This is a genomic window from Roseixanthobacter glucoisosaccharinicivorans (genome assembly GCF_043195095.2).
Taxonomy (GTDB): domain Bacteria; phylum Pseudomonadota; class Alphaproteobacteria; order Rhizobiales; family Xanthobacteraceae; genus NCEH01.
Genome location: NZ_CM195538.1, coordinates 4,785,578 through 4,806,875 on the forward strand (window position 1 = coordinate 4,785,578; position 21,298 = coordinate 4,806,875).

Below are 21,298 nucleotides of genomic sequence, written 5' to 3' on the forward strand. Positions count from 1 at the left end.
GCCGGCGCCACGACCGCCGAGTCCGCATCGCGGCCGGCGCGGGCCCAGGCGAAGCGTTCCGTCGCTTCCGCGACAAAAAAAAGCAACAAAAGCGACCAGATTGTTGGCCGCTTGACCAGCGATCGCGGCCAGCGCGCCGCCGCCCGGGCGCGGGCCGTGGCCGAGGCGCATGCCGAAGCGGAAGTCGCGCCGGCGCCGGATGCTCCTCTCGCGGCCTCTGCCGCAGCGGCATCGGCGCGGCCCGACCACATGCTGACGGCGGTGGATGTGGACCCGCTGGCGCAGGTGGACGAAGCCCGCCGCCGGGGGCGCGGCGCGGTCTCGAACGCCGCCGGGCGCTTCGAGCCCGCCGCCCGCATCCTGTTCGACGACGGCTGGGCGAGCCTGGAGGACCTGCCGGCATTCCGCACCGAGGTGGTGGAGGAGCGCGCGCGCACCGTCATCACCCGCAACACCTCACCCGATATTGCCTTCGACCGCTCCATCAATGCCTATCGCGGCTGCGAGCACGGCTGCATCTATTGTTTCGCCCGGCCCACCCATGCCTATCACGGGCTCTCGGCGGGGCTCGATTTCGAGAGCAAGCTGTTCGTCAAGCCGGACGCGCCGGAACTGCTGGCGCGCGAGCTGATGCACCGCACCTACACGCCGCGCACCATCGCCATGGGCACCAATACCGATCCCTACCAGCCCATCGAGCGGCAATATGAGGTCACGCGCCGGCTTTTGGAGGTGCTGCGGGATTTCGGCCATCCCGTGGGCATCGTCACCAAGTCCGGCCTCGTGGCGCGGGATATCGACATTCTCGCCCCCATGGCCGCGCGCGGGCTGGTGAAGGTGGCGATCTCGATTACCACCCTCGATCCCAAGCTCGCCCGCCTGATGGAGCCGCGCGCGGCGAGCCCGGCGCGGCGGCTTGAGACCATCCGGCGGCTCAGCGAGGCGGGCATTCCCACCGCCGTGCTCGCCGCCCCGCTCATTCCCGCGCTCAACGACATGGAGATCGAGCGCATTCTCGACAGCGCCAAGGCGGCCGGCGCCATCGAGGCCGGCTATGTGACGCTGCGCCTGCCGCTGGAGATCGCCGACATGTTCCGCGAATGGCTGGCCGCCCATTTCCCCGAGAAGGCGCGCCACATCATGTCGCTGGTGCGCGAGATGCACGGCGGGAAGGATTATGATTCCGGCTTCGGCAAGCGCGGCCGGGGGGAGGGGCCCTATGCCTGGACCATCGGCCGGCGGTTCGAGATCGCCGCCCGCCGGCTCGGCCTCGTGGGGCGCGGGCTGAAGCTGACCACCGAGCATTTCAAGCGCGCCACCCAGGTGGGTGAGCAATTGTCCCTGTTCGCTTGAGGCCGCCCCCATGACGTTCCCCACGCCCCTTTCCGCCCCCGACGCAGGCGGCTCCGGCGCGCCGCTGCTTCGCCTGCATCTGGTGACGCTGGGGGTGGCCGATCTTCCCCGCGCCATCGCCTTCTATGAAACCCTCGGCCTGGCGCGGCGGGATCGGAGCACGGAAGGCGTTGCCTTCTTCGATGCCGGCGGGGCCGTGCTGTCCCTGTTCCCGCGCCCGGCGCTCGCGGCCGATGCGACACTTGCGGACACCAGCGCGGGCGGATTTTCCGGCATCGCGCTCGCCTTCAACGTCGCCAGCCCGGGCGAGGTGGATGCCACCCTTGCGGCCGCACAGGCAGCGGGCGGGGCGGTGGTGAAGGGCGGGCAATGCGTGTTCTGGGGTGGCTATAGCGGCTATTTCACCGATCCCGACGGGCATCTGTGGGAAGTGGCGCACAATTCCTTCTTCCCGTTCGACGCCGCCGGCCGCCTCGTGCTGCCGGACTGAGCGCGACAAAAATTCCCCTGCGCGCAGACGATGCGCGCCCGGGGAGGGGCCGGCTGCCTCCGCCGGACAGGTCTCGTCCGCCTGGACCTTACCCCTCCCCGCCCTTTTCCCAAAGCGGGCGCCGGGCCCGCCATAAGATCGCGGCAGGTGGTCCCGCAACGCGCCATGACGCGCCGGCCCGAGACGGGCTAGAGTGGCCTAACCCTCCCTCAGCAAGGCGCATCATGGCCTCGTCCTTCATTGTCGTGCCCTTCGCGCCCGCCCATCTGCCCGCGCTTGCCGATCTCTGGGTCGCGACCTGGGCCAGGACCATGCCCGAGATCGACTTCGAAGCGCGGCGGCCCTGGCTCCTGGAGCACATCGCCAAGCTGCACGGGCAGGGCGCGGAAACCCATGTGGCGCTGGATGCGCCCGCTGGGGCGCCCGCCGGGTTCGTGATCATTGATCCGAACACCGGCTATCTCGACCAATTGGCGGTGGCGCCGGCCCATTGGGGGCAAGGGGCGGCAGAGGCGCTGATGGCCGCCGCCCAGCATCGCGCGCCCGCCGGCATCGCGTTGGATGTGAACCAGGATAACCCCCGCGCCGTCGCCTTCTATCAGAAGCTCGGGTTCACGATCGCCTCCGCCGGGCAAAATCCCATGTCCGGCCGGGCGATCTGGCGCATGGAATGGCGGCCCGCCGCCTGAGCCTTACCTATGCCCGCCCGAACGCCGCCGTGCACAACGGGAAAGTGATGGCGCCCCGCCGCTGCGATCCGCCGTTCTTCGGGCTTATGCTTCATCAACGCATCGCACATAGAACGGAGTCCCCATGCCGACAGACGTCATCCACAATCCCGCCCAGAACCGCTTCGAGCTGAAGGTGGGCGAGGAACTGGCGCTTGCCTATTACAAGCTGGACGGCGACCGGGTGATCCTCACCCATACCGAAGTGCCGCAGGCGCTGTCGGGACAAGGCATCGGCTCGCGCCTCGCCGCCGGCGTGTTCGCGCATATCCGCGAGGACGGGCACAAAGCCGTGACCCAATGCTCCTTCATGGCCGCATGGGCCGCCCGCCACCCGGAGGTGGCCGACCTGGTCGTGGGCTGAAGCGCCCTCAGGCTGCCGTGTTGAACTGGAGCGCGGCGAGGCGGGCATAAAGGCCGCCCTTGCCCACCAGTTCGGAATGGGTGCCTTCGTCCACGATCCGCCCATCCTCCATCACCAGGATGCGGTCGGCGGAGAGCACGGTCGCGAGGCGATGGGCGATGACGAGCGTGGTGCGCCCCTCCATGGAGCGCTCCAGCGCGGTCTGCACCAGCGTCTCGCTCTCGGCGTCCAGCGCGCTGGTGGCCTCGTCCAGCAACAGGATGGGCGCCGCGCGCAGGATCGCGCGGGCGATCACGATGCGCTGGCGCTGGCCGCCGGAAAGCGTCACCCCGCGCTCGCCCACCATGGTGTCCCAGCCGCCGGGCATGCGGGTGACGAACTCGTCCACCAATGCCGCGCGGCCGGCGGCCTCCACCTCGGCATCGCTCGCCTCAGGGCGGGCCAGACGGATGTTCTCGCGCACCGTGTCGGCGAAAATCGCCACATCCTGCGGCACCAAGGCGAGATTGAGCCGCACCGCGACAGGATCGCAACGCGTCACGTCGATCTCGTCCAGCAGGATGGCGCCGGCCTGCGGGTCGTAAAAGCGCTCCAGCAATTGGAACACGGTGCTCTTGCCGGCGCCGGACGGCCCCACCAGCGCGACCCGCTCGCCGGGGCGGACGGTGAAGGAAACATCGCGCAGCGCGGGCGCATGGGGGCGGGTGGGATAGGTGAAGCCCACATGGTCGAATCTAATGGCGCCGGACACGCGGCCGAGCGCCACCGGCGCGGCGGGGGCCTTCACCTTCGGCTCTTCCTTCAGCAATTCGCCGATGCGCTCGGCGGCGCCGGAGGCGGCGGACACCTCGCCCCACACTTGCGACAATTCCCCGAGCCCGCTCGCCGCCAGCACCGCGAACAGCAGGAACTGGCTGAGCTGGCCCGATGACATGGACCCGTTGAGCACCGACTGGGCGCCCACCCAGAGCACGCCGACAACGCTGGAGAACACCAGGAAGATGATCACGCCGGTGAGCCAGGACCGTGCCGCCGTGGCGCCGCGCGCCGCCTCGAACGACTTTTCCACCGCGCGATCGAACTGGGCGCGCGCCGAGCCCTCGGCGGTGGAAGCCTGGACCGCGCGCATGGCGCCGATCACTTCCGAGGCATAGGCGGAGGCCTCCGCCAGGGTGTCCTGTGCCGCCCGCGAACGGGCGCGCACCTTGCGGCCGGAGGCGACCAGGGGCAGCACGATCAAGGGAATGACGATGAGCACCAGGCCCGACAGCCGCGGGCTCGTGACCACCATCATGATCACGGCGCCGATGCACATGACGAGGTTGCGCAGCGCCACCGAGGCGGAGGAACCGACGGCGGCCTTGATCTGCGTGGTGTCGCCCACCAGCCGCGAGGTGAGTTCACCGGCGCGCGCGGTATCGAAAAATGGGCCATCGAGCGTGGTGAGGCGCGCGAACACGGCGGCCCGCAGATCCGCGACCACCCGTTCGCCCAGCGTCGTCACAAGGTAATAGCGGGACGCCGAGGCGAGGGCGAGCACGCCCACGACCACGATCAGCACCGCGAAATAGCGGTCGATCAAGCCGGCATGGTCGGCGGCGAAGCCGTAATCAATCATCCGCCGCACGGCGACCGGCATCGCGAGGGTGGCGAGCGCGGCCACCGTCAATGCGATCAGCGCGCCGCACACCCGCGCCCGATAGCGCAGAATATAGGGCCCGAGCGCCAGCAGCGGACCGATGCTGCGGCGGCTTCTGGCCGATTTGGAGGGATCGACGGCGGGTTCGCGTGCTGTGTCGGCTTGTGTCAACGGATGCTCTCGGTTATAGACCCGCCTCATTCCCTCAGGAAACGAATTCATACCGCTGCGGGCTTGAATGCTCGGCGCGGCGAGAAGGACGCAACCCATGAAGAGCGACGTTCACCCCGATTACCATTTCATCAAGGTGGTGATGACTGACGGCACCGAGTACACGACGCGATCGACCTTCGGCAAGGAGGGCGACAGCCTTCAGCTCGATATCGACCCGCGCACGCACCCGGCGTGGACCGGCGGCACCCAGCAGCTGCTCGACCGCGGCGGCCGTGTTTCCCGCTTCAAGAACAAGTTCGGCGGCCTGCTCAAGGGCTGATCGCGAAGGGGTGCGGCCCCGCGTCCTGCGGGGCTCGGTCGCACCGCTTCCCCGACTTGTGATCTGTGCGCGCGGCATCTTCCGCCGCGCCCTCGCGCCGGCTCATCCGAGCCGGCTTTGCCGTGTCTGGTGTTCCTCGCCCCGAAGGCGTTGCGCCCGGTTCAGAACTTGAACACCGAATGGGCGGCATCGCGCGAGGCGATCTTGGCCGCCTTCGCCCGTTCCAGCCGCGCGATCTCTTCCCTCAGCAGCCCGATGCGGGCTTCGATCTCATCCACCGACAGCCGGTCGAGATCGGCCGGCGCGAGCACCGGGGAGGGTTTCGGGGCGATGGGGCGGTCGTCGTCCATGGCGCGCTCTCCTGGCCGGCGTAAGGCGAGCCGGTGCAAGGCCGGCCGCGAACCCAAAGCATCCCGAAGGCGGGCGTTCCGCTCCGGGTCGTCGGTGCGGATAAAAGCCGCTCGCGCCCGGCGCGTCCATCTTTCCGTTTTTTCCGCGCCCCGCATGGGGTAGTAGGGCCAATCCCGGCGTGCCCGCCGGACGTCCTTTCCCGTCCCGCACCGTCACGGTCGGGCGCCTGTCGCCCCCTCCCGGAGCCGCGCCATGACACACCCCGTCTCGCTTCCCGCCACCATGACCGCCATCAACATCACCGGGCCCGGCGGCCCCGAGGTGCTCGTGCCGGGCGAGCGGCCGATGCCGGTGCCGGGCCCGCGGGAGATTCTGGTGAAGGTGGAAGCCGCCGGCGTGAACCGGCCCGACGTGGTGCAGCGGCGCGGGCTCTACCCCGCCCCTCCCGGCGCCTCGGACATTCCCGGCCTGGAGATTGCCGGCACGGTCGTGGCGGCGGGTGCCGAGGTGACGCGCTTCAAGCTGGGCGATGCGGTCTGTGCGCTCGTCACCGGCGGCGGCTATGCGCACTATTGCCTGAGCCACGAGGCCACCGCTTTGCCGGTGCCCGCCGGCCTGTCCATGGTGGAAGCGGCGGCGATCCCGGAAACCTTCTTCACCGTGTGGAGCAATGTGTTCGACCGCGCCGGCCTCAAGCGCGGCGAGACTCTGCTGGTGCATGGCGGCACGGGCGGCATCGGCACCACGGCGATTCAGCTCGGCAAGGCGTTCGGCGCCACCGTCATCACCACTGCTGGCTCGGCGGAAAAATGCGCGGCCTGCCTCAAGCTCGGCGCCGACCTTGCCATCGACTACAAGACGCGGGATTTCGTCGCCGAGGTGAAGAGCGCCACCGGCGGCAAGGGCGCGAACGTGATTCTCGACGTGGTGGGCGGCGCCTATATCCAGCGCAATTACGAGGCGGCGGCGGTGGAAGGGCGGATCGTGCAGATCGCCTTCCAGGACGGCTCGAAGGTGAATATCGACTTCATGCGCCTGATGCTGAAGCGCTTGACGCATACCGGCTCCACCTTGCGGGCGCGCCCTGTGGCGGACAAGGAGGCGATCGCCAACGCCTTGACCCAGCATGTCATTCCGCTGATCGCCGCCGGCACGGTGCGGCCGCTGATTGATTGCAGCTTCCCCTTGGAGAAGGCAAACGAGGCGCACGCGCGCATGGACACCAGCGCGCATATCGGCAAAATCATGCTTATCGTCGCGTGAACGGCCAGCGCCCACGCATGATGCGCCGCAACAGGCATAGCGTCGGCTACGCCTTGCTCGCGCCGCATCCGAGCGCTAGTCATGCGCGTTCGTCCCGGCGAATAGCCGGGTGCGGAGGTTTGCCGTTGCGTTCTACCATTGTCTTTTGCATCGCACTGTTGGCGGTCCTCGGGCTCGGTGCGCCGGCGGCGCGCGCCGTCGAGACCATCGCCGTCCGTCTCGATGCCAAGGTCACGGACCTGCTGCCCGCGGTCGAACGCCAGCACACCGACAATGACCGCATCCAATTGTCCACAGCCCCGGGCGCCGACGGCATCGTGCGCCGCATTGAGGTGCGCACCAGCGATGGGCGGCCGCAGGGCAATTGGGTCACCTTCGCGCTCGCCAACAATACCGACGAGCAGGTCGACCGGCTGATCGTCGCGCCTTTCTACCGCATGGTGGGCTCCGGGCTGTTCTGGCCCGATCTCGGCAACCGGCGCATCCTCTCGCTGACGCCCAGCCAGGGCTTCAAGCCCGAGCGCCAGGATGCTCCCGACGCCGACGTGTTCGCCGTCACGCTCGATCCTGGCTCGACCGTCACCTTCGTCGCCGAACTGACCGGGCCGAACCTGCCCCAGCTCTATCTGTGGGAACCCAACGCCTATAAGGACAAGGTCAACAGCTTCACCTTGTACCATGGCATCGTGATCGGCATCGCGGGCCTGCTGGCGCTGTTCCTCACCATCCTGTTCGTGGTCAAGGGCTCGGTGATGTTCCCCGCCGCCGCCGCGCTGGCGTGGGCGGTGCTGGGCTATATCGGGCTTGATTTCTCCTTCTGGTCCAAGGTGTTCGGTCTCTCGCCCATTGCCGAGCAATTCTGGCGCGCGGCCGGCGAGGCGATCTTGACCGCCACCTTGCTGGTGTTCCTGTTCGCCTATCTCAATCTCAACCGCTGGCATGTGCGTTACATGCATGTGGCCGCCGGCTGGCTGGTGTTCCTCGCCGCGCTGGTGGCGGTGGCGCTGGCCGACGCGCCCATGGCCGCCGGCATCGCCCGTCTCTCGCTGCTCGCGGTCGCGGTGGCCGGGCTCGGCGTGGTCATCTGGCTGTCCCAGCACGGCTATGACCGCGCGGTGCTGATCATCCCCACCTGGCTGCTGCTGGTGGTGTGGGTGGTGATGGCGGGCCTCACCGTCGCCGGCCTCGTGACCAACGACCTCGTCGCGCCGGCGCTCTCCGGCGGCCTGGTGCTGATCGTCATGCTGATCGGCTTCACGGTGATGCAGCACGCCTTCGCCGGCCTCGGCGCGGTGCAGGGCTCGACCTCGGATCTTGAGCGGCGCGCGCTGGCGCTGGCGGGCTCCGGCTATATCGTCTGGGACTGGGATGTGGACAGCGACCGCATCTACACCTCGCCCGAGGCGGAGGAGGCGCTGGGCCTCAAGCGCCGCTCGCTGGAAACCGAGGCCGCCGGCTGGCTGGAGGTGCTGCACCCCGCCGATCGCGACCGCTTCCGCGCCACCCTCGACGGCATCATCGAGCAGCGGCGCGGCCGCATCGACCAGGATTTCCGCCTGCGCGCCATCGACGGCCATTACATGACCTTCAACCTGCGCGCCCGCCCGGTGGTGGGTGCGGACGGCGAGGTGGTGCGCTGCATCGGCACGCTCATCGACGTCACGGGCGAGCGCATCGCCGCCGAACGCCTGCTGCACGATGCGGTGCGCGACAATCTCACCGGCCTGCCCAATCGCGAATTGTTCCTCGACCGGCTGGACCAGGCGCTCACCTTCGCCAAGATGGACGAGAGCCTGAAGCCGACCGTGATGGTCATCGACCTCGACCGCTTCAAGCAGGTGAACGTCTCGGTGGGCATGGGGGTGGGCGATTCGATCCTGCTCACCGTCGCCCGCCGCCTCATGCGCCTGTTGAAGCCGCAGGATACGCTGGCGCGCATTTCCGGCGACCAGTTCGGCATGATCCTCATGTCCGAACGCGACCCCGAGCGCATCACCACCTTCGCCGATACCATGCGCCGCTCGCTGCGCGCGCCCATCACCTTCGCTGAGAAGGAAGTGTTCATCACCGCCTCCATCGGCCTTGTCCTGCCCGGCCAGGAGCAGAGCAAGCGCAGCGAGGTGCTGAAGGACGCGGAACTCGCCATGTATTACGCCAAGCGCATCGGCGGCGACCGCATCGAGGTGTTCCGCCCCGCCATGCGCCAGCAGAAGATCGACCACGTCTCGCTGGAAAACGAATTGCGCCACGCGCTGGAGCGCAATCAGATCTTCATGCGCTACCAGCCCATCGTGCGCATGCACGACCGCGCCATTGGCGGGTTTGAGGCCTTCATGCGCTGGCGCCATCCCACGCTCGGGGAAATGGCGGCCTCCGATTTCCTGCCGGTGGCGGAGGAAAGCGGGCTGATTCTCGATCTCGGCCTGTTCGCGCTCGAACATGCGGCGCGCCAACTCGGCCAATGGCAGCGCTTGGTGCGGGTGGACCCGCCTTTGTTCATGCACGTGAACGTCTCGTCCCGCCAATTGCTGCGGCACGATCTGATCCAGGATCTGAAGGCGGTTCTCGCACGCAATGCGGTTGCGCCCGGCTCGCTCAAGCTGGAGGTCACCGAGAGCCTGGTGATGGAAAACCCGGAATATGCGGCGGTGATGCTGGCCCGCATCCGGGAACTGGGCGCCGGCCTGTGCCTGGACGATTTCGGCACCGGCCAGTCGGCGCTCGCCTATCTCCAGCGCTTCCCGTTCGACACCATCAAGATCGACCAGCGCTTCGTGCGCGACAGCGCCAAGGGCGCGGCCCGCGCGGCGCGGCCGATCATCGTCGGCTCAATCGTTTCGCTCGCCCATCAATTGGGCATGGAAGTGGTGGCCGAGAGCCTGGAGCGCGAAGCCGAGGCCACCGAAATGGGCCGCTTCGGCTGCGAATATGCGCAGGGCGTTCTGTTCGGCGAGCCGCTCACCACGGAGGAATGCCGCGCCCTGTTCGAGCCCACCACCCCCAAGGACCGCCGCCGCGCGGCCGCGGGCTGAGGCGCGCAGACGGGCGCGCGTTTCAGGGCTGCAGGGTGTTCGGCGTGCTGTGATCCCCATCCGTCCGGTGCGAACCTCGCGCCGTGGACGGGCCCTCAGGCGTGCCCGGCCTCGCTGGAGAGCATGCCGGGGTCGATGCCGAGTTTGCGCAGGGCGAGATCGTATTTGGTCTCGACGCTCTCGCCGAAGATCAGGTCCGGATCGGCCGGGCAATGCAGCCAGCCATTGGCCTGGATCTCGGTTTCCAGCTGGCCCGGCGCCCATCCGGCATAGCCGAGCGCCAGCACCGCGCTGTGCGGCCCGGTGCCGCCGGCGATGGCTTTCAGGATATCCAGCGTCGCCGTCAGGCAGATGCCGCCGTCGATGGGCAAGGTGGAATTCTCGATGAAATAATCGGAGGAATGCAGCACGAAGCCGCGCCCCGTTTCCACCGGCCCGCCGCGCAGCACCTTCACCGCCCCCGCGCGCTGCGGCAGCAGGATGCGGGCGTCCTCCGGCACCACATCCAATTGCACCAGCAGATCGGCGAAATTGATGTTGGATGCCGCCTGATTGACGATGATGCCCATCGCCCCTTCATTGGAATGGGCACAGACATAGATGAGGGCGCGGGAGAAACGCTCGTCCTGCATGGACGGCATGGCAATAAGCATCTGCCCGTCGAGGAAATCCGGCGGGGTGCCGAGGGAAAAGGCCTTGCGATCGACCATCATTCCCACAGCCTAACCCGACCGCCCGGATTTGAAAACGGTGAACCGGGCGGGGATGCAGCCACATTGGCGGGATCGGCGGTCACGTCCTTGTGCCGTCACATGAAAGTGCGCGTCGCCCATTTGCGCTCGCGGGGCCGAGGCTGTAGGCGCACACTATGAACTTTCCCCGTCCCCGATCGCCGGTGCTGGCCCCGGCCCTCCTGCTTGCCCTGCTGGCCCCGGCGGCGCCGCTGGCGGCGGCCGAAACCCCGTGGAGCCGCGCCCAGAACGCCGACGTGCGCCTGATTTCCGGCGCAGTGGCCGATGGCGTGCTGGAAGCCGGGATCGAGATCCGCCTGACGCCGGGCTGGAAGACCTATTGGCGCTATCCCGGCGACAGCGGCGTGCCGCCCCGCTTCGATTGGAGCGGCTCGCGCAATGTCGCGGGGGTGGATGTGGCATTTCCCGCCCCCAAGCGCTTCTCGGATGGGGCGAGCGGCTTTTCCATCGGCTACAAGGGCGGCAGCGTGCTGCTGCCGCTCAAGGTGCGGCTCGCCGAGCCCGGACGCGCGGCACGGCTCGACCTCTCGCTGGATTTCGCGGTGTGCGAAGCGCTGTGCGTGCCGGTCCATGCCCAGGCCAGCCTTGATATTCCGACCGGCGGGGAGGCGCCCAATTCTGCGCTCGCGGCGGCGCGGGCGCAGGTGCCGGCACCTGCCGTGCTCGGCGCCGGTCCCGCTCCGGCGCTGCTTTCGGCGGAAGTGATCGAACAGGAAGCCTTGCCCGCGGACGTCAAGCCGGGCGAAGCCCGTTCCCCGGCGCCGCTTCTGGTGGTGACGGCGACGGTCTCATCGGACAAGGCGGACCTGTTCGTGGAAGGCCCGGACGACAGCTGGGCGCTGCCACTGCCGAGCCGCGCCTTTGGCCCCAATGGGGAAGCCCGCTTTACCCTGGAACTCGATGGGCTGCCCTCCGGGGAATCCTGGGAGGGCAAGAAGGTGCGCCTGACCCTGGTGGATTCCGGCAAATCGGTCGAGGCGCTGGTCCCGCTCAAGAGGAAATGACGGGGGGAAAGGCTGTGGCGCCTTTCCTCGCGCGCAAATCTGCCTATTCTGCGCCGCATTCGGCCCAAGAGCGCCGATCAGTCTGCGGAGAAACCACCCATGGCAATCCAAGTCGGCGATACCCTGCCCGCGGCGACCTTCCGCGTTTCCACGGAAGACGGCCCGGTTCCCAAGACCACCGATGATGTCTTCAAGGGCAAGCGCGTCGTTCTTTTCGCCGTTCCCGGCGCTTTCACGCCCACCTGCCACAAGAATCATCTTCCGGGCTACGTGTCGCGCGCCGATGAGATCAAGGCGAAGGGCATCGATACCATCGCTGTCGTCTCGGTCAATGATCCGTTCGTCATGGGCGCGTGGGAAAAAGCTTCCGGCGCCGACGGCAAGATCATGTTCCTGTCCGACGGCAATGGCGAGTTCTCGCAGGCGCTCGACCTGACCTTCGACGGCTCCATGGCCGGCCTCGGCGTGCGCTCCAAGCGCTATTCCATGCTCGTGGAAGACGGTGTCGTGAAGTCCCTGAACGTCGAGGACGTGCCCTCCAAGGCGGATGTCTCCTCGGCGCAGGCGATGCTGGGCCAGATCTGAGCGTTTGCCTCGGATCCACGCAATCCTGACCCGCTGAAATCAGCCCTCCGGTGCGTCCGGGGGGCTTTTTTGCGCGGCTTTTTTGCGCCTCGGCCGTCAGGCGATGATGTCGGGAAAAAGCTCGTCTTCCAGATGGGAGATTCGGTCTTTCAGCTGGAGCTTGCGCTTCTTGAGCCGTTGAATCTGCAGGATATCCGAGCCGGTCACCGCGGTGAGCGCGTCGATGGCGGCATCCAGGTCCCGATGCTCCTGCCGCAAGCGCTCCAGCAGCAATCTCAGCTCCCGTTCCTCGTCACTGGTCATGCCATATCCGTCGCGGTCCGAGCTGCCTTCTCTCGAATACCGCACCGCCTCCCTACGCCGCAAGCCGCACGGCGCCGCAGGCTGGAATGGGTGCAAAAATAGCCCTTGGACTCTTTGCCGCCTCCATGACAGACTGTCCTTCGTTGCAGACAGGGAGACGAAACGCATGTCCGTCCAGTCGCACCTCGAAGAGCTGAAGCGTCGTCACGCAGCCCTTCAGATGGCCATCGAACGTGAACTCAATCACGCCTCCAGCGACCCGTTGCGGGTTGTCGAGCTCAAGCGTCGCAAACTCCTGCTGAAGGACCAGATCGCCCGGCTCCGCGGCGAAGCGACCGTACACTAAGCCAAATCAAACGGACGTCCCGGTTTCGGCGCAACTGCCGTCCGGACGCGCACTCCGCCGTGTTCCAGGCGTGTCTTGGTGGGTTTGCCGGAGCGGATGGGTTCCATCCTTCGGCAAAACCCACTAAGCCGACGCCATGGCTCCACCGCTGATTTCGCTTCAAGACGTCCATCTGCGCTTCGGCGCCACCCCCTTGCTCGACGGCGCGGAAATTTCCGTGTCGCCGGGTGAAAGGCTATGCCTTGTCGGGCGCAACGGGTCGGGAAAATCGACCCTGCTGAAGGTGGCCGCCGGCCTGATCGAGGCCGACGCCGCCGTTCGCTTCTTCCAGCCGGGCGCGACCGTGCGCTACCTGCCGCAGGAGCCGGATTTTTCCGGCTTCGCGACCACGCTCGCCTATGTGGAAGCCGGCCTCGGGCCGGGCGACGAGGAATATCGCGCGCAATATCTGCTGGACCAGCTCGGCCTCACGGGCCACGAGGATCCGGCCCATCTCTCCGGCGGCGAGGCGCGCCGGGCCGCTCTGGCGCGCGTGATCGCGCCGGAGCCGGATGTGCTGCTGCTGGACGAGCCCACCAACCATCTCGATCTGCCCGCCATCGAATGGCTGGAAAGCGAGCTGAAGTCGCTGCGCTCCGCGCTCGTGGTCATCAGCCATGACCGGCGGTTCCTGCAGAATCTCTCGCGCGCCACCATCTGGCTGGACCGAGGCACCACCCGCCGGCTGGACCAGGGCTTTTCCAGCTTCGAGGCCTGGCGCGACCAGGTGCTGGAGCAGGAGGAGACCGACCGCCACAAGCTCGACCGCAAGATCGTCGCCGAGCAGGATTGGCTGCGCTATGGCGTCACCGCCCGCCGCAAGCGCAATGTGCGCCGCCTCGGCCTGCTGCAATCCATGCGCACCGACCGGCGCGACGAGCGGCGCGCACAAGGCAATGTGAAGATCACCGTCACCGAGGCGGAAACCTCCGGCAAGCTGGTGATCGAGGCCAAGGGCATTTCCAAATCCTACGACGGCACGCCCATCGTCACGGATTTCTCCACCCGCATCGTGCGCGGCGATCGGATCGGCATCGTCGGCCCGAACGGCGCCGGCAAGACCACCTTGTTGAAGATGCTGACGGGAGAACTCGCCCCCGACAGCGGCACGGTGCGCCTTGGCGCCAATCTGGAAATCGCCTCGCTCGACCAGAAGCGCGCGGCCCTCGACCCCAACACCACCTTGCGCGACGCCCTCACCGGCGGCGGCAGCGACCAGGTGCTGGTGGGCGGCGTGCCCAAGCATGTCATGGGCTATCTCAAGGACTTCCTGTTCACGCCCGACCAGGCGAACTCGCCCCTCTCGGTGCTGTCGGGCGGCGAGCGGGGGCGGCTCATGCTGGCGCGGGCGCTGGCCCTGCCGTCCAACATGCTGATCCTCGACGAGCCCACCAACGATCTCGATCTCGAAACCCTCGACCTGTTGCAGGAAATGGTGGCGGATTATCCCGGCACCGTCATCCTCGTCAGCCATGATCGTGACTTCCTGGACCGCACCGTCACCAGCGTGATCGCGGCGGAAGGGGCGGGCAGTTTCACCGAATATGCCGGCGGCTATGCCGACATGGTGAACCAGCGCGGCCACGGCGTTCAGGCGAAGGAAAAGCGCGGCGAGAGCGCGCCCGCGAAGGGGTCGGGAAAAGCCGTGCCCAAGGCCGCCGTCGCCGATGAGGGCAAGAAGCGGCGCCTCACCTTCCACGAGAAGCATGCGCTCCAGACCTTGCCCAAGACCTTGGACAAGCTGCGCAACGAGGCCGACAAGCTGGGCGCCGTCCTGTCCGATCCGGTGCTGTACGAGCGCGATCCCGGCTCGTTCGAGCGCACTTCGGCCGCGCTCGCCAAGGTGCAGAAGGAATTGGACGCGGCGGAAGAAGAATGGCTGCGTCTGGAAATTCTGCGCGAGGAACTCGGAGGCTGAGCCTCCGCCCCCGCGCAGGGGCTCAGGCCACCTTCAGGGCTTTTTCCACGTAGCGGCTTTCCTGGGTGCGGCCGCCATAGCCGTAGGCATCCGCCTTCACCTCGCGCACCAGGATGTAGCTCTCCGGGTGCAGGGGGCCGAGCAAATCGCCCATGGCGGCGAACACGGCGGCGATATAGGCCGCTTTCTCGTCCTTGGTGTTGGTGCCATCCACCACCGCTATGTCCAGCCAGAAGCTGGCAAGGCCGGCGTCGGCCAAGCTCCGCCCGCCGACGAACCACAAGCCGGCATCGAGGAAATCCACCGCCACCGAAGTGAGGGCCGGATCCTTGCGCAGGATTTTGGCGGTGAGGGCCGAAAGGGTTCCGGCGGCGGTGGCGGCCTTTGCGGCATCGCTGGCGCCGGAGAGCTTCACTTGAAGAATGGGCATGGGGTTGCGTCTCCGTGAGGGATGAAGCGACCCTAGCGCCGCCTTTCATTTGAGAAAAATTGATTTATCATGAGTGATAATTTCGATATTCTCATAGAATGACGCGCACGCTCGATCTCGATCTTCTCCGCAGCTTCGTTGCCGTCGCCACCCTCGGCTCGGTCTCGGCCGCCAGCGCACGGGTGGGGCGGTCTCAATCGGCCGTGAGCCTCCAGATGGACCGGCTCTCGGACATGCTGGGCTTTGCCGTGCTGGAACGGCGCGGCCGGGGCGTCGCGCTCACGCCGCGCGGGGCGGCATTCCTCGACGATGCCCGCGCGCTTTTGGATCTCAACGACCGGGTGCTCGGCCATCATGCCGCCGGCGCGGCATCCGAGCCGGTGCGTCTCGGCTTTGTCCAGGATGTGGGGGAGGGGGCGTTGCAGCGCATTCTGGCGCGCGTCTCCGCCTTGCTGCCGGGCGCGCCGCTGACCGTGCAGGTGGCCTCCACCGGGCGCCTGATGGCGGGGCTGAAGGCGGGCAGCCTCGACCTTGCGGCGGGGTTTCGTGGCGAAAGCGATCTTCCGGCGCTGGACCTGTCGCGCGAGCCCATGGAATGGCTCGGCGCGCGCGACCTGCGCCTCGCCGCCGACGCACCTGTGCCGCTGCTGGTATTCGAGGCGCCGTGCGTGTTCCGGGACGCGGCGATTTCCGCCCTGAACGCGGCGGGGCGGGCATTCCGCATCGCCTTCACCAGCCCGAGCTTGCCGGGGCTGCTCGCGGCGGTCGGTGCGGGGGTCGGGGTAACTGTGCGAACGGCCCGCGCGCGGCGGGCCGATATGGTGAGCGTGACGGGGCTCGGCACGGCGCCGCTGCCGTGCGTGGATTTTGCGCTTTATGCCCGTGCCGAGAGCCTGTCTCCCGCGCTGGAGCTGGCGCGGGAGGTGATGCGCGAGGAATTGCAGCGCGAGCGGCCGCTGTTCGCCGCCGCCTGAGCCGCGCCGCTTCAGGCGATCAGTGCTGATGCTCCATGCCGCCCATGCCGCCCATCTCGCCGCCGGCGGGGGCGCTCGCGGGTGCACCGGCGCCGATTCCGCGCACCTCGAACACCACGTTCACGGTGCCCGCCTTCTCGAAGGTCAGGGTGCCCTTCACGCTCTCGCCTTGCTTCAGCGGCTGCGTGAGATCCTGCAACATCAGGTGATAGCCACCCGGCGCAAGGGCGAGGGTGGCGCCGGGGGCGATCTCCAGCCCGCCGGCGACCGGGCGCATGGTCATGACGCCGTTGTTCATGCTCATTTCATGCATTTCGAAGCGTCCGGCGCGCTCGAAGGAACCGCCGATCAGCTTGTCGGGGAGGGTGCCGGTGTTGGTGATCTTCAGGTAACCGCCAGCCACCTTGGCGCCGCCGGGGGTGGCGCGGGCCCAGGGCTGCTCGATGGTCAGGGCCCCGGCCTTGAAGGTTGAGGGGGCGGCCGGCATGGCGGCGGCGGCGAGTCTGAGAACCGGGGCGGGATATTCGGGGCGCGGGCCGCCCTCCTGGGGAATCTGCGCCCAGTCGGCCGAGGTGCCCTCGCAGCTCTGCAGCACCGGGAAATAAAGCTTCGTCGCCTGCGCCTGGGGGGCGAGATAGGCGATGAAGACGAACTCGTCATAATAGGCATTGGGCAGATTGCCGCCGGACCAGGTGATGGTCTTCACCCCTTCCTTCACCGGTCCGCCGTGCATCACCTCATAGGATTTCTCGTAGGGGCCCTTCTCCAGGGCGAGGGTCCAGCCGGCCTTGGGCTGCGGCTTTACCGATACCACGCCCTCGGGAATGGTGACCTTGATGGCGGTGGTGGCAGCCTCGCCGCAGCCGTGCGGCACCTTCAGCACGCCACGGTAGGAGGTGCCGGAGGTGGCCTGGCCCTCGGCCAAAGTCACATGGGCGAAGGCGGGGCCGGCGAGGCTCGCGAACAGAGCGGCGGCAAGGCAGAGAGGCGCGGTGCGCGCGCACGAAATGGACATGGAATGTCTCCGAACGGGGTTTGAGATTCTGCGGGCAGGCTCAAACGGCGGGCGGAGGACCTCGCGCATGGAACGGGCGGGAGGCATGGCGCGCGGGGCCGATGGCCGGGCGCTCCACGAACACGATGGCGGTGATGCGCGGCGCCGGCTCCAGCCGCGCGGCCTCCCCGCCCGGCGCCAGCGGCGGCACGGGCGTGGCGAGGCAGCCGAGCACGCAGCACAGATCCCTGTGCGGCACAGCCGGTGACGGAGAATCGGTATCGGCCGCGGCGCGTCCGGCGCAGGTGGCGTTCCAGGGATCGGCCGCGCCAGCGGTGGCGTGCTGCGCCATCGCCGCCGCCGACAGAACCATCTGGAGCAGGAGCACATAGGCGAGCGCGAGCCGCACGGCCCACCTCGCCTTTGTCGATCCTGTCCCGCCGGAGCCCTTCATGCGTCTGCCATAGGCCGGCCCGCGCGCGCCGGCAAGCGCGGCGGCGCGGCGGGCTGGCCGCGCGGAAAAAAGAATGGCACCGTGCCGCCTCCGAACGGAGGGACATGCGCATGGTGTTCTGGGTTCCCCTGATATCCTGGGGCCTTGCCCTGGCGCTCGCGGCCCTGGCCGTGGCACGGGCCGCGCGCCCCTTGCCGCCCGGCTTCGTCGCGGATCGGCTGTTGCGCTACCTCTTCCTGGTGCCGCTCGGGCTTATGGGATTGTGGGCGTTCCTGGGCCATGTGTTCTTCGCGGCCGAAGCGGCGCGCGCCATCGGCTGGGCGCCCAGCCCGTTCCAGTTCGAGGTGGGCATGGCCAATCTCGGCATGGGCCTCGCCGGCGTGATCGCGGCCTTTTACGGCAACTGGGGCTTTCGCCTTGGGGTCGCCGTGGTGGCTTCGGGGTTTCTGGGCGGGGCGGCCGTGGGGCATGTGGTGCAGATTGCCGAGACCGGGAACCTTGCGGCGGGAAATGCCGGCCCCATTCTCTATACGGACATTCTCACGCCCCTCACCCTCCTGGTGCTGCTGGCGCTCACCCGCCGTACCGCGCGGGGCTGAGCCTGGCCTCCGGGCACAGCGAGCCACCCCATGACCGAAGATGCCGAGCGCAACCGCTTTTCCGCCCGCGCCGCCCGCTACGCACGGGTTGGCGCCAATGTGGGGGGCGTCGCGGCGCGCATGGCCGGCACGCGGCTGTTCGGGCTCGACAAGGGGGGCGAGGGCAATGCGGCGGCGCTCGCGGCGGCGCTGGGCGGGCTCAAGGGGCCGCTGATGAAGGTGGCGCAGCTCATGTCCACCATTCCCGACGTTCTGCCGCCCGAATATGCCGCCGAGCTTCAGAAATTGCAGAATGACGCGCCGCCCATGGGCTGGGCGTTCGTGCGGCGCCGCATGATGGCGGAGCTGGGGCGCGACTGGGAGGCCCGCTTCGCCTCGTTCGAGCACAAGCCGGCCGCCGCCGCCTCCCTCGGCCAGGTGCATCGCGCGGTGGCGCTCGATGGCGAGGAACTGGCCTGCAAGCTGCAATATCCCGACATGCAGGCGGCGGTGGAGGCGGACCTCAGCCAGCTCGACCTTCTGTTCTCGCTCCATCGCCGCATGGACCCTGCCATCGACACACGTGAGATTGCGGGCGAAATCGGCGCGCGGGTGCGCGAGGAGCTGGATTATCGCCGCGAGGCCAAGCACGCCGCGCTTTATGCGCTGATGCTGGAGGGGCGGGACCATGTGCGCGTGCCAAGCGTGCGCACCGATCTTTCCACCGGCCGGCTTCTGACCTTGCACTGGCTGGAGGGGCAAAAGATCCTCGGTTTCACCGAGCACCCGCTGGAGGAGCGCAACCGATTGGCGCGGGCCATGTTCACCGCCTGGTGGCTGCCGTTCAGCCGGTTCGGGGTGATCCACGGCGATCCGCATCTCGGCAATTACACCGTCTTTACCGATGAAGCCGGCACGCCGGGGGGCATCAACCTGCTGGATTACGGCTGCGTCCGCATCTTTCCGCCGGCCTTCGTGGCGGGGGTGATGGATCTTTATCGCGGCCTGCTCGCGAACGACGAGGCGCGGGTGGTGCACGCGTATGAGACCTGGGGCTTCAAGGGTCTCAAGCGCGAATTGATCGATGTGCTGAACATCTGGGCGCGCTTCATCTATGGGCCGCTCATGGATGATCGCGTGCGCACCATCGCCGACGGCGTGGCGCCCGGCGAATATGGACGGCGCGAGGCGTTTCGGGTGCATACGGCGCTGAAGCAGCTTGGGCCGGTGACGGTGCCGCGCGAATTCGTGTTCATGGATCGCGCGGCCATCGGCCTCGGCGCGGTGTTCCTGCACCTGAAGGCCGAGCTGAACTTCCATCGCCTGTTCGAAGAGGCGATGGCGGATTTCAGCCTGGAGGGCGTCGCAGCGCGGCAGGCGGCGGCGCTGGCGCAAACCGGCTTGGCTTGACCCAGCCGGCCTTAAGCGGAGCTCAATTGGCCGGCGGCGCGGTGCGCGAGAGCACGGAGGCGGTGCCGGCCGAAACGCCGTCGCCCGGCGTCGCCGTTCCCGCGCCCGTCGGACCCTGGGCCGGCACGGGCGGCAGGGCGGGAATGGGGGCGTTCGCGGCGGTCTGCGGCTTGCTCGCGGCCGGCGCTGGCGCCGACTGACCGGCAACCGGCGCCGACATGCTCGGCGTCGGCGAGGCGAGGCCGGGCGTTGCGGCCTTCGGCGCATGAATGCCCTCAGGCGGCGCCACCGCGATGGCGCCGGGATTTTTCGCCGTGTCGGGTGCATCGTCGTCGGCCGCACCGTCGTCCGGCGGCGGCACGGCGGGCGCCGCGATATCCGGCCCCGAGGTGCTGGCGATCTCGCTGTCGGCGGGACGGGGCTTTGGCAGCGGGGCGCGGGCCACCGGCTGGCTGCGCTGCTGGGGGGCAGCGCCATAACCGCCTTGAGCGGGAGGGGCGCCATAGGCGCCCGGGGGAGGGGCGGCGCCATAGGCGGGCGCGGGGCCATAGGGGCCGCCGGGCGGCCCGAACATGGAGGGATCGGCCGGCTGCACCAGCCCCGAATAGGCATCCACCGCGAGGATCAGCGGACCGCGATCATCCACGGCGTCGACCATATAAGTGCGCCCGCGCAGCACCGGCCGCCCGACCCGGCCATAGCCAAGATTGAGCACGATGGAGCGGATCTCCTGCGGCGGCAGCATCACCGTTCCGGTCACATAGCCTGGCGGCGCGCGATAGACGCGCGGCATCTCGGCAGGCGCACCGTAGATTGTTGGCGGATAAGGATAATATTGCGCTCGCGCCGGTTCGCCCGCGAGCGTTGCCGCGCCGCCGACAAGGGCAAGCAGGCCGAACGTGGAGCGCCGCCGGGCGGCTGAGGTTAAGCAAAAGGGCATGGATGTTCTGCCGAAAAGCTGCATCTGCGCACCAAGCCCGCTCATTGAGGCACCGTTACGACCATATGCGGGCGCAAGCGTGCGCGAGGCTTGCCGAATGTTTCCGGTATTGGGCGACGGGAGCCGGGCGGGGCGGGCGCTGGCCCAGCCTCACATCAGCCGCAGCCCCTTCAGGCTGGCATGGCCGTCGCGCCCCACGATGATGTGGTCATGGACGTCGATGCCCAGCGGCTTGGCGATGTCGATGATCTTGCGCGTCATGTCGATATCGGCGCGCGAGGGGGTGGGATCGCCCGAGGGGTGGTTGTGGCACAGGATGATGGCGGTGGCGGAGAGTTCGAGCGCCCGCTTGACCACCTCGCGCGGATAGACCGGGGCGTGATCCACCGTCCCCTGCTGCACCACCTCGTCGGCGATCAGCTGGTTGCGCTTGTCGAGGAACAGCACCCGCACCTGCTCGCGCTCGGCGAACGCCATGGAGGCGCGGCAATAATCGAGCACCGAGCTCCAGGAGGAGAGCACCGGGCGCCGCTTCATCTGCCCCTTGGCGAGGCGATGGGCGGCGGCTTCCACGATCTTCAGCTCGGTGACGATGGCATCCTTCACGCCGGGGATTTCGGCCAGCAGGGCGGCGGGCGCGGCCACCACCTCGGCGAAGGAGCCGAAGCGCTCCACCAGGGCTTTCGCGAGCGGCTTCACGTCGCGGCGCGGCACAGCACGGAACAGCACCAGTTCCAGCAATTCATAATCCGCGAGGGCGGCCGAGCCGGCCTCGCGGAAGCGCGCGCGCAGGCGGTCGCGATGCCCCAGGAAATGGGGGCCGGCCTCGGCGATGCCGTCCTCGGGCTCCCCCGCCAT

23 protein-coding genes are annotated in these 21,298 nt (G+C 68.2%); 14 read left to right on the plus strand and 9 right to left on the minus strand.

Annotation, left to right across the window (positions count from 1 at the left end; all coding sequences use genetic code 11):
* Positions 1 to 249: 249 nt before the first annotated feature.
* From V5F78_RS21995 to V5F78_RS22010, 4 genes are all read left to right on the plus strand, one after another.
* Complete coding sequence (locus V5F78_RS21995) at positions 250 to 1,353, plus strand: PA0069 family radical SAM protein (protein WP_394072339.1); 1,104 nt, start codon at positions 250 to 252, stop codon at positions 1,351 to 1,353.
* A gap of 10 nt (positions 1,354 to 1,363) precedes the next feature.
* Positions 1,364 to 1,843, plus strand: coding sequence for a VOC family protein (locus V5F78_RS22000; RefSeq protein WP_394072293.1), 480 nt, complete (start codon positions 1,364 to 1,366; stop codon positions 1,841 to 1,843).
* A 224-nt stretch (positions 1,844 to 2,067) separates the two neighbouring features.
* Positions 2,068 to 2,532: a GNAT family N-acetyltransferase gene (locus V5F78_RS22005; protein WP_394072295.1), complete on the plus strand. Its 465-nt coding sequence runs from the start codon at positions 2,068 to 2,070 to the stop codon at positions 2,530 to 2,532.
* 124 nt (positions 2,533 to 2,656) lie between these two features.
* Complete coding sequence (locus V5F78_RS22010) at positions 2,657 to 2,935, plus strand: GNAT family N-acetyltransferase (protein WP_394072297.1); 279 nt, start codon at positions 2,657 to 2,659, stop codon at positions 2,933 to 2,935.
* 7 nt (positions 2,936 to 2,942) lie between these two features.
* Here the strand turns inward: V5F78_RS22010 and V5F78_RS22015 are convergent, their stop codons facing one another.
* A complete protein-coding gene (locus V5F78_RS22015) occupies positions 2,943 to 4,775 on the minus strand; it encodes an ABC transporter transmembrane domain-containing protein (RefSeq protein ID WP_394072299.1) in 1,833 nt (610 codons plus the stop codon).
* A 67-nt stretch (positions 4,776 to 4,842) separates the two neighbouring features.
* Between V5F78_RS22015 and rpmE the strand changes: the two genes are divergently transcribed.
* On the plus strand, positions 4,843 to 5,067 hold the full coding sequence (gene rpmE / locus V5F78_RS22020; protein WP_348845517.1) for a 50S ribosomal protein L31: 225 nt from the start codon (positions 4,843 to 4,845) through the stop codon (positions 5,065 to 5,067).
* A 161-nt stretch (positions 5,068 to 5,228) separates the two neighbouring features.
* On the opposite strand, the gene V5F78_RS22025 is transcribed toward rpmE, so the two are convergent.
* On the minus strand, positions 5,229 to 5,417 hold the full coding sequence (locus V5F78_RS22025; RefSeq protein WP_394072301.1) for a DUF1192 domain-containing protein: 189 nt from the start codon (positions 5,415 to 5,417) through the stop codon (positions 5,229 to 5,231).
* 253 nt (positions 5,418 to 5,670) lie between these two features.
* Here V5F78_RS22025 and V5F78_RS22030 point away from each other — a divergent pair, with 253 nt between their 5' ends.
* Together V5F78_RS22030 and V5F78_RS22035 are read left to right on the plus strand one after the other, a co-directional pair.
* Positions 5,671 to 6,681 (plus strand): NAD(P)H-quinone oxidoreductase, encoded by a 1,011-nt coding sequence (locus tag V5F78_RS22030; protein ID WP_394072303.1) that lies wholly within the window; start codon positions 5,671 to 5,673, stop codon positions 6,679 to 6,681.
* A 20-nt stretch (positions 6,682 to 6,701) separates the two neighbouring features.
* Positions 6,702 to 9,713: an EAL domain-containing protein gene (locus tag V5F78_RS22035; RefSeq protein ID WP_394072341.1), complete on the plus strand. Its 3,012-nt coding sequence runs from the start codon at positions 6,702 to 6,704 to the stop codon at positions 9,711 to 9,713.
* 95 nt (positions 9,714 to 9,808) lie between these two features.
* Here V5F78_RS22035 and V5F78_RS22040 read toward each other — a convergent pair whose 3' ends face one another.
* Positions 9,809 to 10,426 (minus strand): YqgE/AlgH family protein, encoded by a 618-nt coding sequence (locus tag V5F78_RS22040; protein ID WP_394072305.1) that lies wholly within the window; start codon positions 10,424 to 10,426, stop codon positions 9,809 to 9,811.
* A 155-nt stretch (positions 10,427 to 10,581) separates the two neighbouring features.
* Between V5F78_RS22040 and V5F78_RS22045 the strand changes: the two genes are divergently transcribed.
* Entirely contained in the window at positions 10,582 to 11,469 is an 888-nt protein-coding gene (locus V5F78_RS22045) for a protein-disulfide reductase DsbD domain-containing protein (protein ID WP_394072307.1), read from the plus strand.
* Positions 11,470 to 11,568: 99 nt separating this feature from the next.
* Entirely contained in the window at positions 11,569 to 12,054 is a 486-nt protein-coding gene (locus V5F78_RS22050; protein ID WP_394072309.1) for a peroxiredoxin, read from the plus strand.
* Positions 12,055 to 12,150: 96 nt separating this feature from the next.
* Here V5F78_RS22050 and V5F78_RS22055 read toward each other — a convergent pair whose 3' ends face one another.
* Positions 12,151 to 12,357 carry a YdcH family protein gene (locus V5F78_RS22055; RefSeq protein WP_394046331.1) on the minus strand — a complete coding sequence of 69 codons (207 nt, stop codon included), beginning with the start codon at positions 12,355 to 12,357 and terminating at the stop codon, positions 12,151 to 12,153.
* Between the two features lie 166 nt (positions 12,358 to 12,523).
* Between V5F78_RS22055 and V5F78_RS22060 the strand changes: the two genes are divergently transcribed.
* Both V5F78_RS22060 and V5F78_RS22065 read left to right on the plus strand, forming a co-directional pair.
* On the plus strand, positions 12,524 to 12,703 hold the full coding sequence (locus V5F78_RS22060; protein ID WP_394072311.1) for a YdcH family protein: 180 nt from the start codon (positions 12,524 to 12,526) through the stop codon (positions 12,701 to 12,703).
* A 136-nt stretch (positions 12,704 to 12,839) separates the two neighbouring features.
* A complete protein-coding gene (locus V5F78_RS22065) occupies positions 12,840 to 14,660 on the plus strand; it encodes an ABC-F family ATP-binding cassette domain-containing protein (protein WP_394072313.1) in 1,821 nt (606 codons plus the stop codon).
* Between the two features lie 22 nt (positions 14,661 to 14,682).
* Here V5F78_RS22065 and V5F78_RS22070 read toward each other — a convergent pair whose 3' ends face one another.
* Entirely contained in the window at positions 14,683 to 15,090 is a 408-nt protein-coding gene (locus V5F78_RS22070; RefSeq protein ID WP_394072315.1) for a tautomerase family protein, read from the minus strand.
* 98 nt (positions 15,091 to 15,188) lie between these two features.
* Here V5F78_RS22070 and V5F78_RS22075 point away from each other — a divergent pair, with 98 nt between their 5' ends.
* Positions 15,189 to 16,064: a LysR substrate-binding domain-containing protein gene (locus V5F78_RS22075; RefSeq protein WP_394072317.1), complete on the plus strand. Its 876-nt coding sequence runs from the start codon at positions 15,189 to 15,191 to the stop codon at positions 16,062 to 16,064.
* Positions 16,065 to 16,083: 19 nt separating this feature from the next.
* On the opposite strand, the gene V5F78_RS22080 is transcribed toward V5F78_RS22075, so the two are convergent.
* Positions 16,084 to 17,079: a DUF1775 domain-containing protein gene (locus tag V5F78_RS22080; protein ID WP_394072319.1), complete on the minus strand. Its 996-nt coding sequence runs from the start codon at positions 17,077 to 17,079 to the stop codon at positions 16,084 to 16,086.
* 40 nt (positions 17,080 to 17,119) lie between these two features.
* Positions 17,120 to 17,467: a DUF2946 family protein gene (locus tag V5F78_RS22085; RefSeq protein ID WP_394072321.1), complete on the minus strand. Its 348-nt coding sequence runs from the start codon at positions 17,465 to 17,467 to the stop codon at positions 17,120 to 17,122.
* Positions 17,468 to 17,622: 155 nt separating this feature from the next.
* On the opposite strand from V5F78_RS22085, the gene V5F78_RS22090 reads away from it, so the two are divergent.
* Together V5F78_RS22090 and V5F78_RS22095 are read left to right on the plus strand one after the other, a co-directional pair.
* Entirely contained in the window at positions 17,623 to 18,111 is a 489-nt protein-coding gene (locus V5F78_RS22090; RefSeq protein ID WP_394072323.1) for a DUF6790 family protein, read from the plus strand.
* A gap of 30 nt (positions 18,112 to 18,141) precedes the next feature.
* Entirely contained in the window at positions 18,142 to 19,500 is a 1,359-nt protein-coding gene (locus V5F78_RS22095) for an ABC1 kinase family protein (RefSeq protein ID WP_394072325.1), read from the plus strand.
* 22 nt (positions 19,501 to 19,522) lie between these two features.
* Here V5F78_RS22095 and V5F78_RS22100 read toward each other — a convergent pair whose 3' ends face one another.
* Together V5F78_RS22100 and radC are read right to left on the minus strand one after the other, a co-directional pair.
* Positions 19,523 to 20,440: a hypothetical protein gene (locus V5F78_RS22100; RefSeq protein ID WP_394072327.1), complete on the minus strand. Its 918-nt coding sequence runs from the start codon at positions 20,438 to 20,440 to the stop codon at positions 19,523 to 19,525.
* Positions 20,441 to 20,590: 150 nt separating this feature from the next.
* A complete protein-coding gene (gene radC / locus V5F78_RS22105; protein ID WP_394072329.1) occupies positions 20,591 to 21,298 on the minus strand; it encodes a RadC family protein in 708 nt (235 codons plus the stop codon).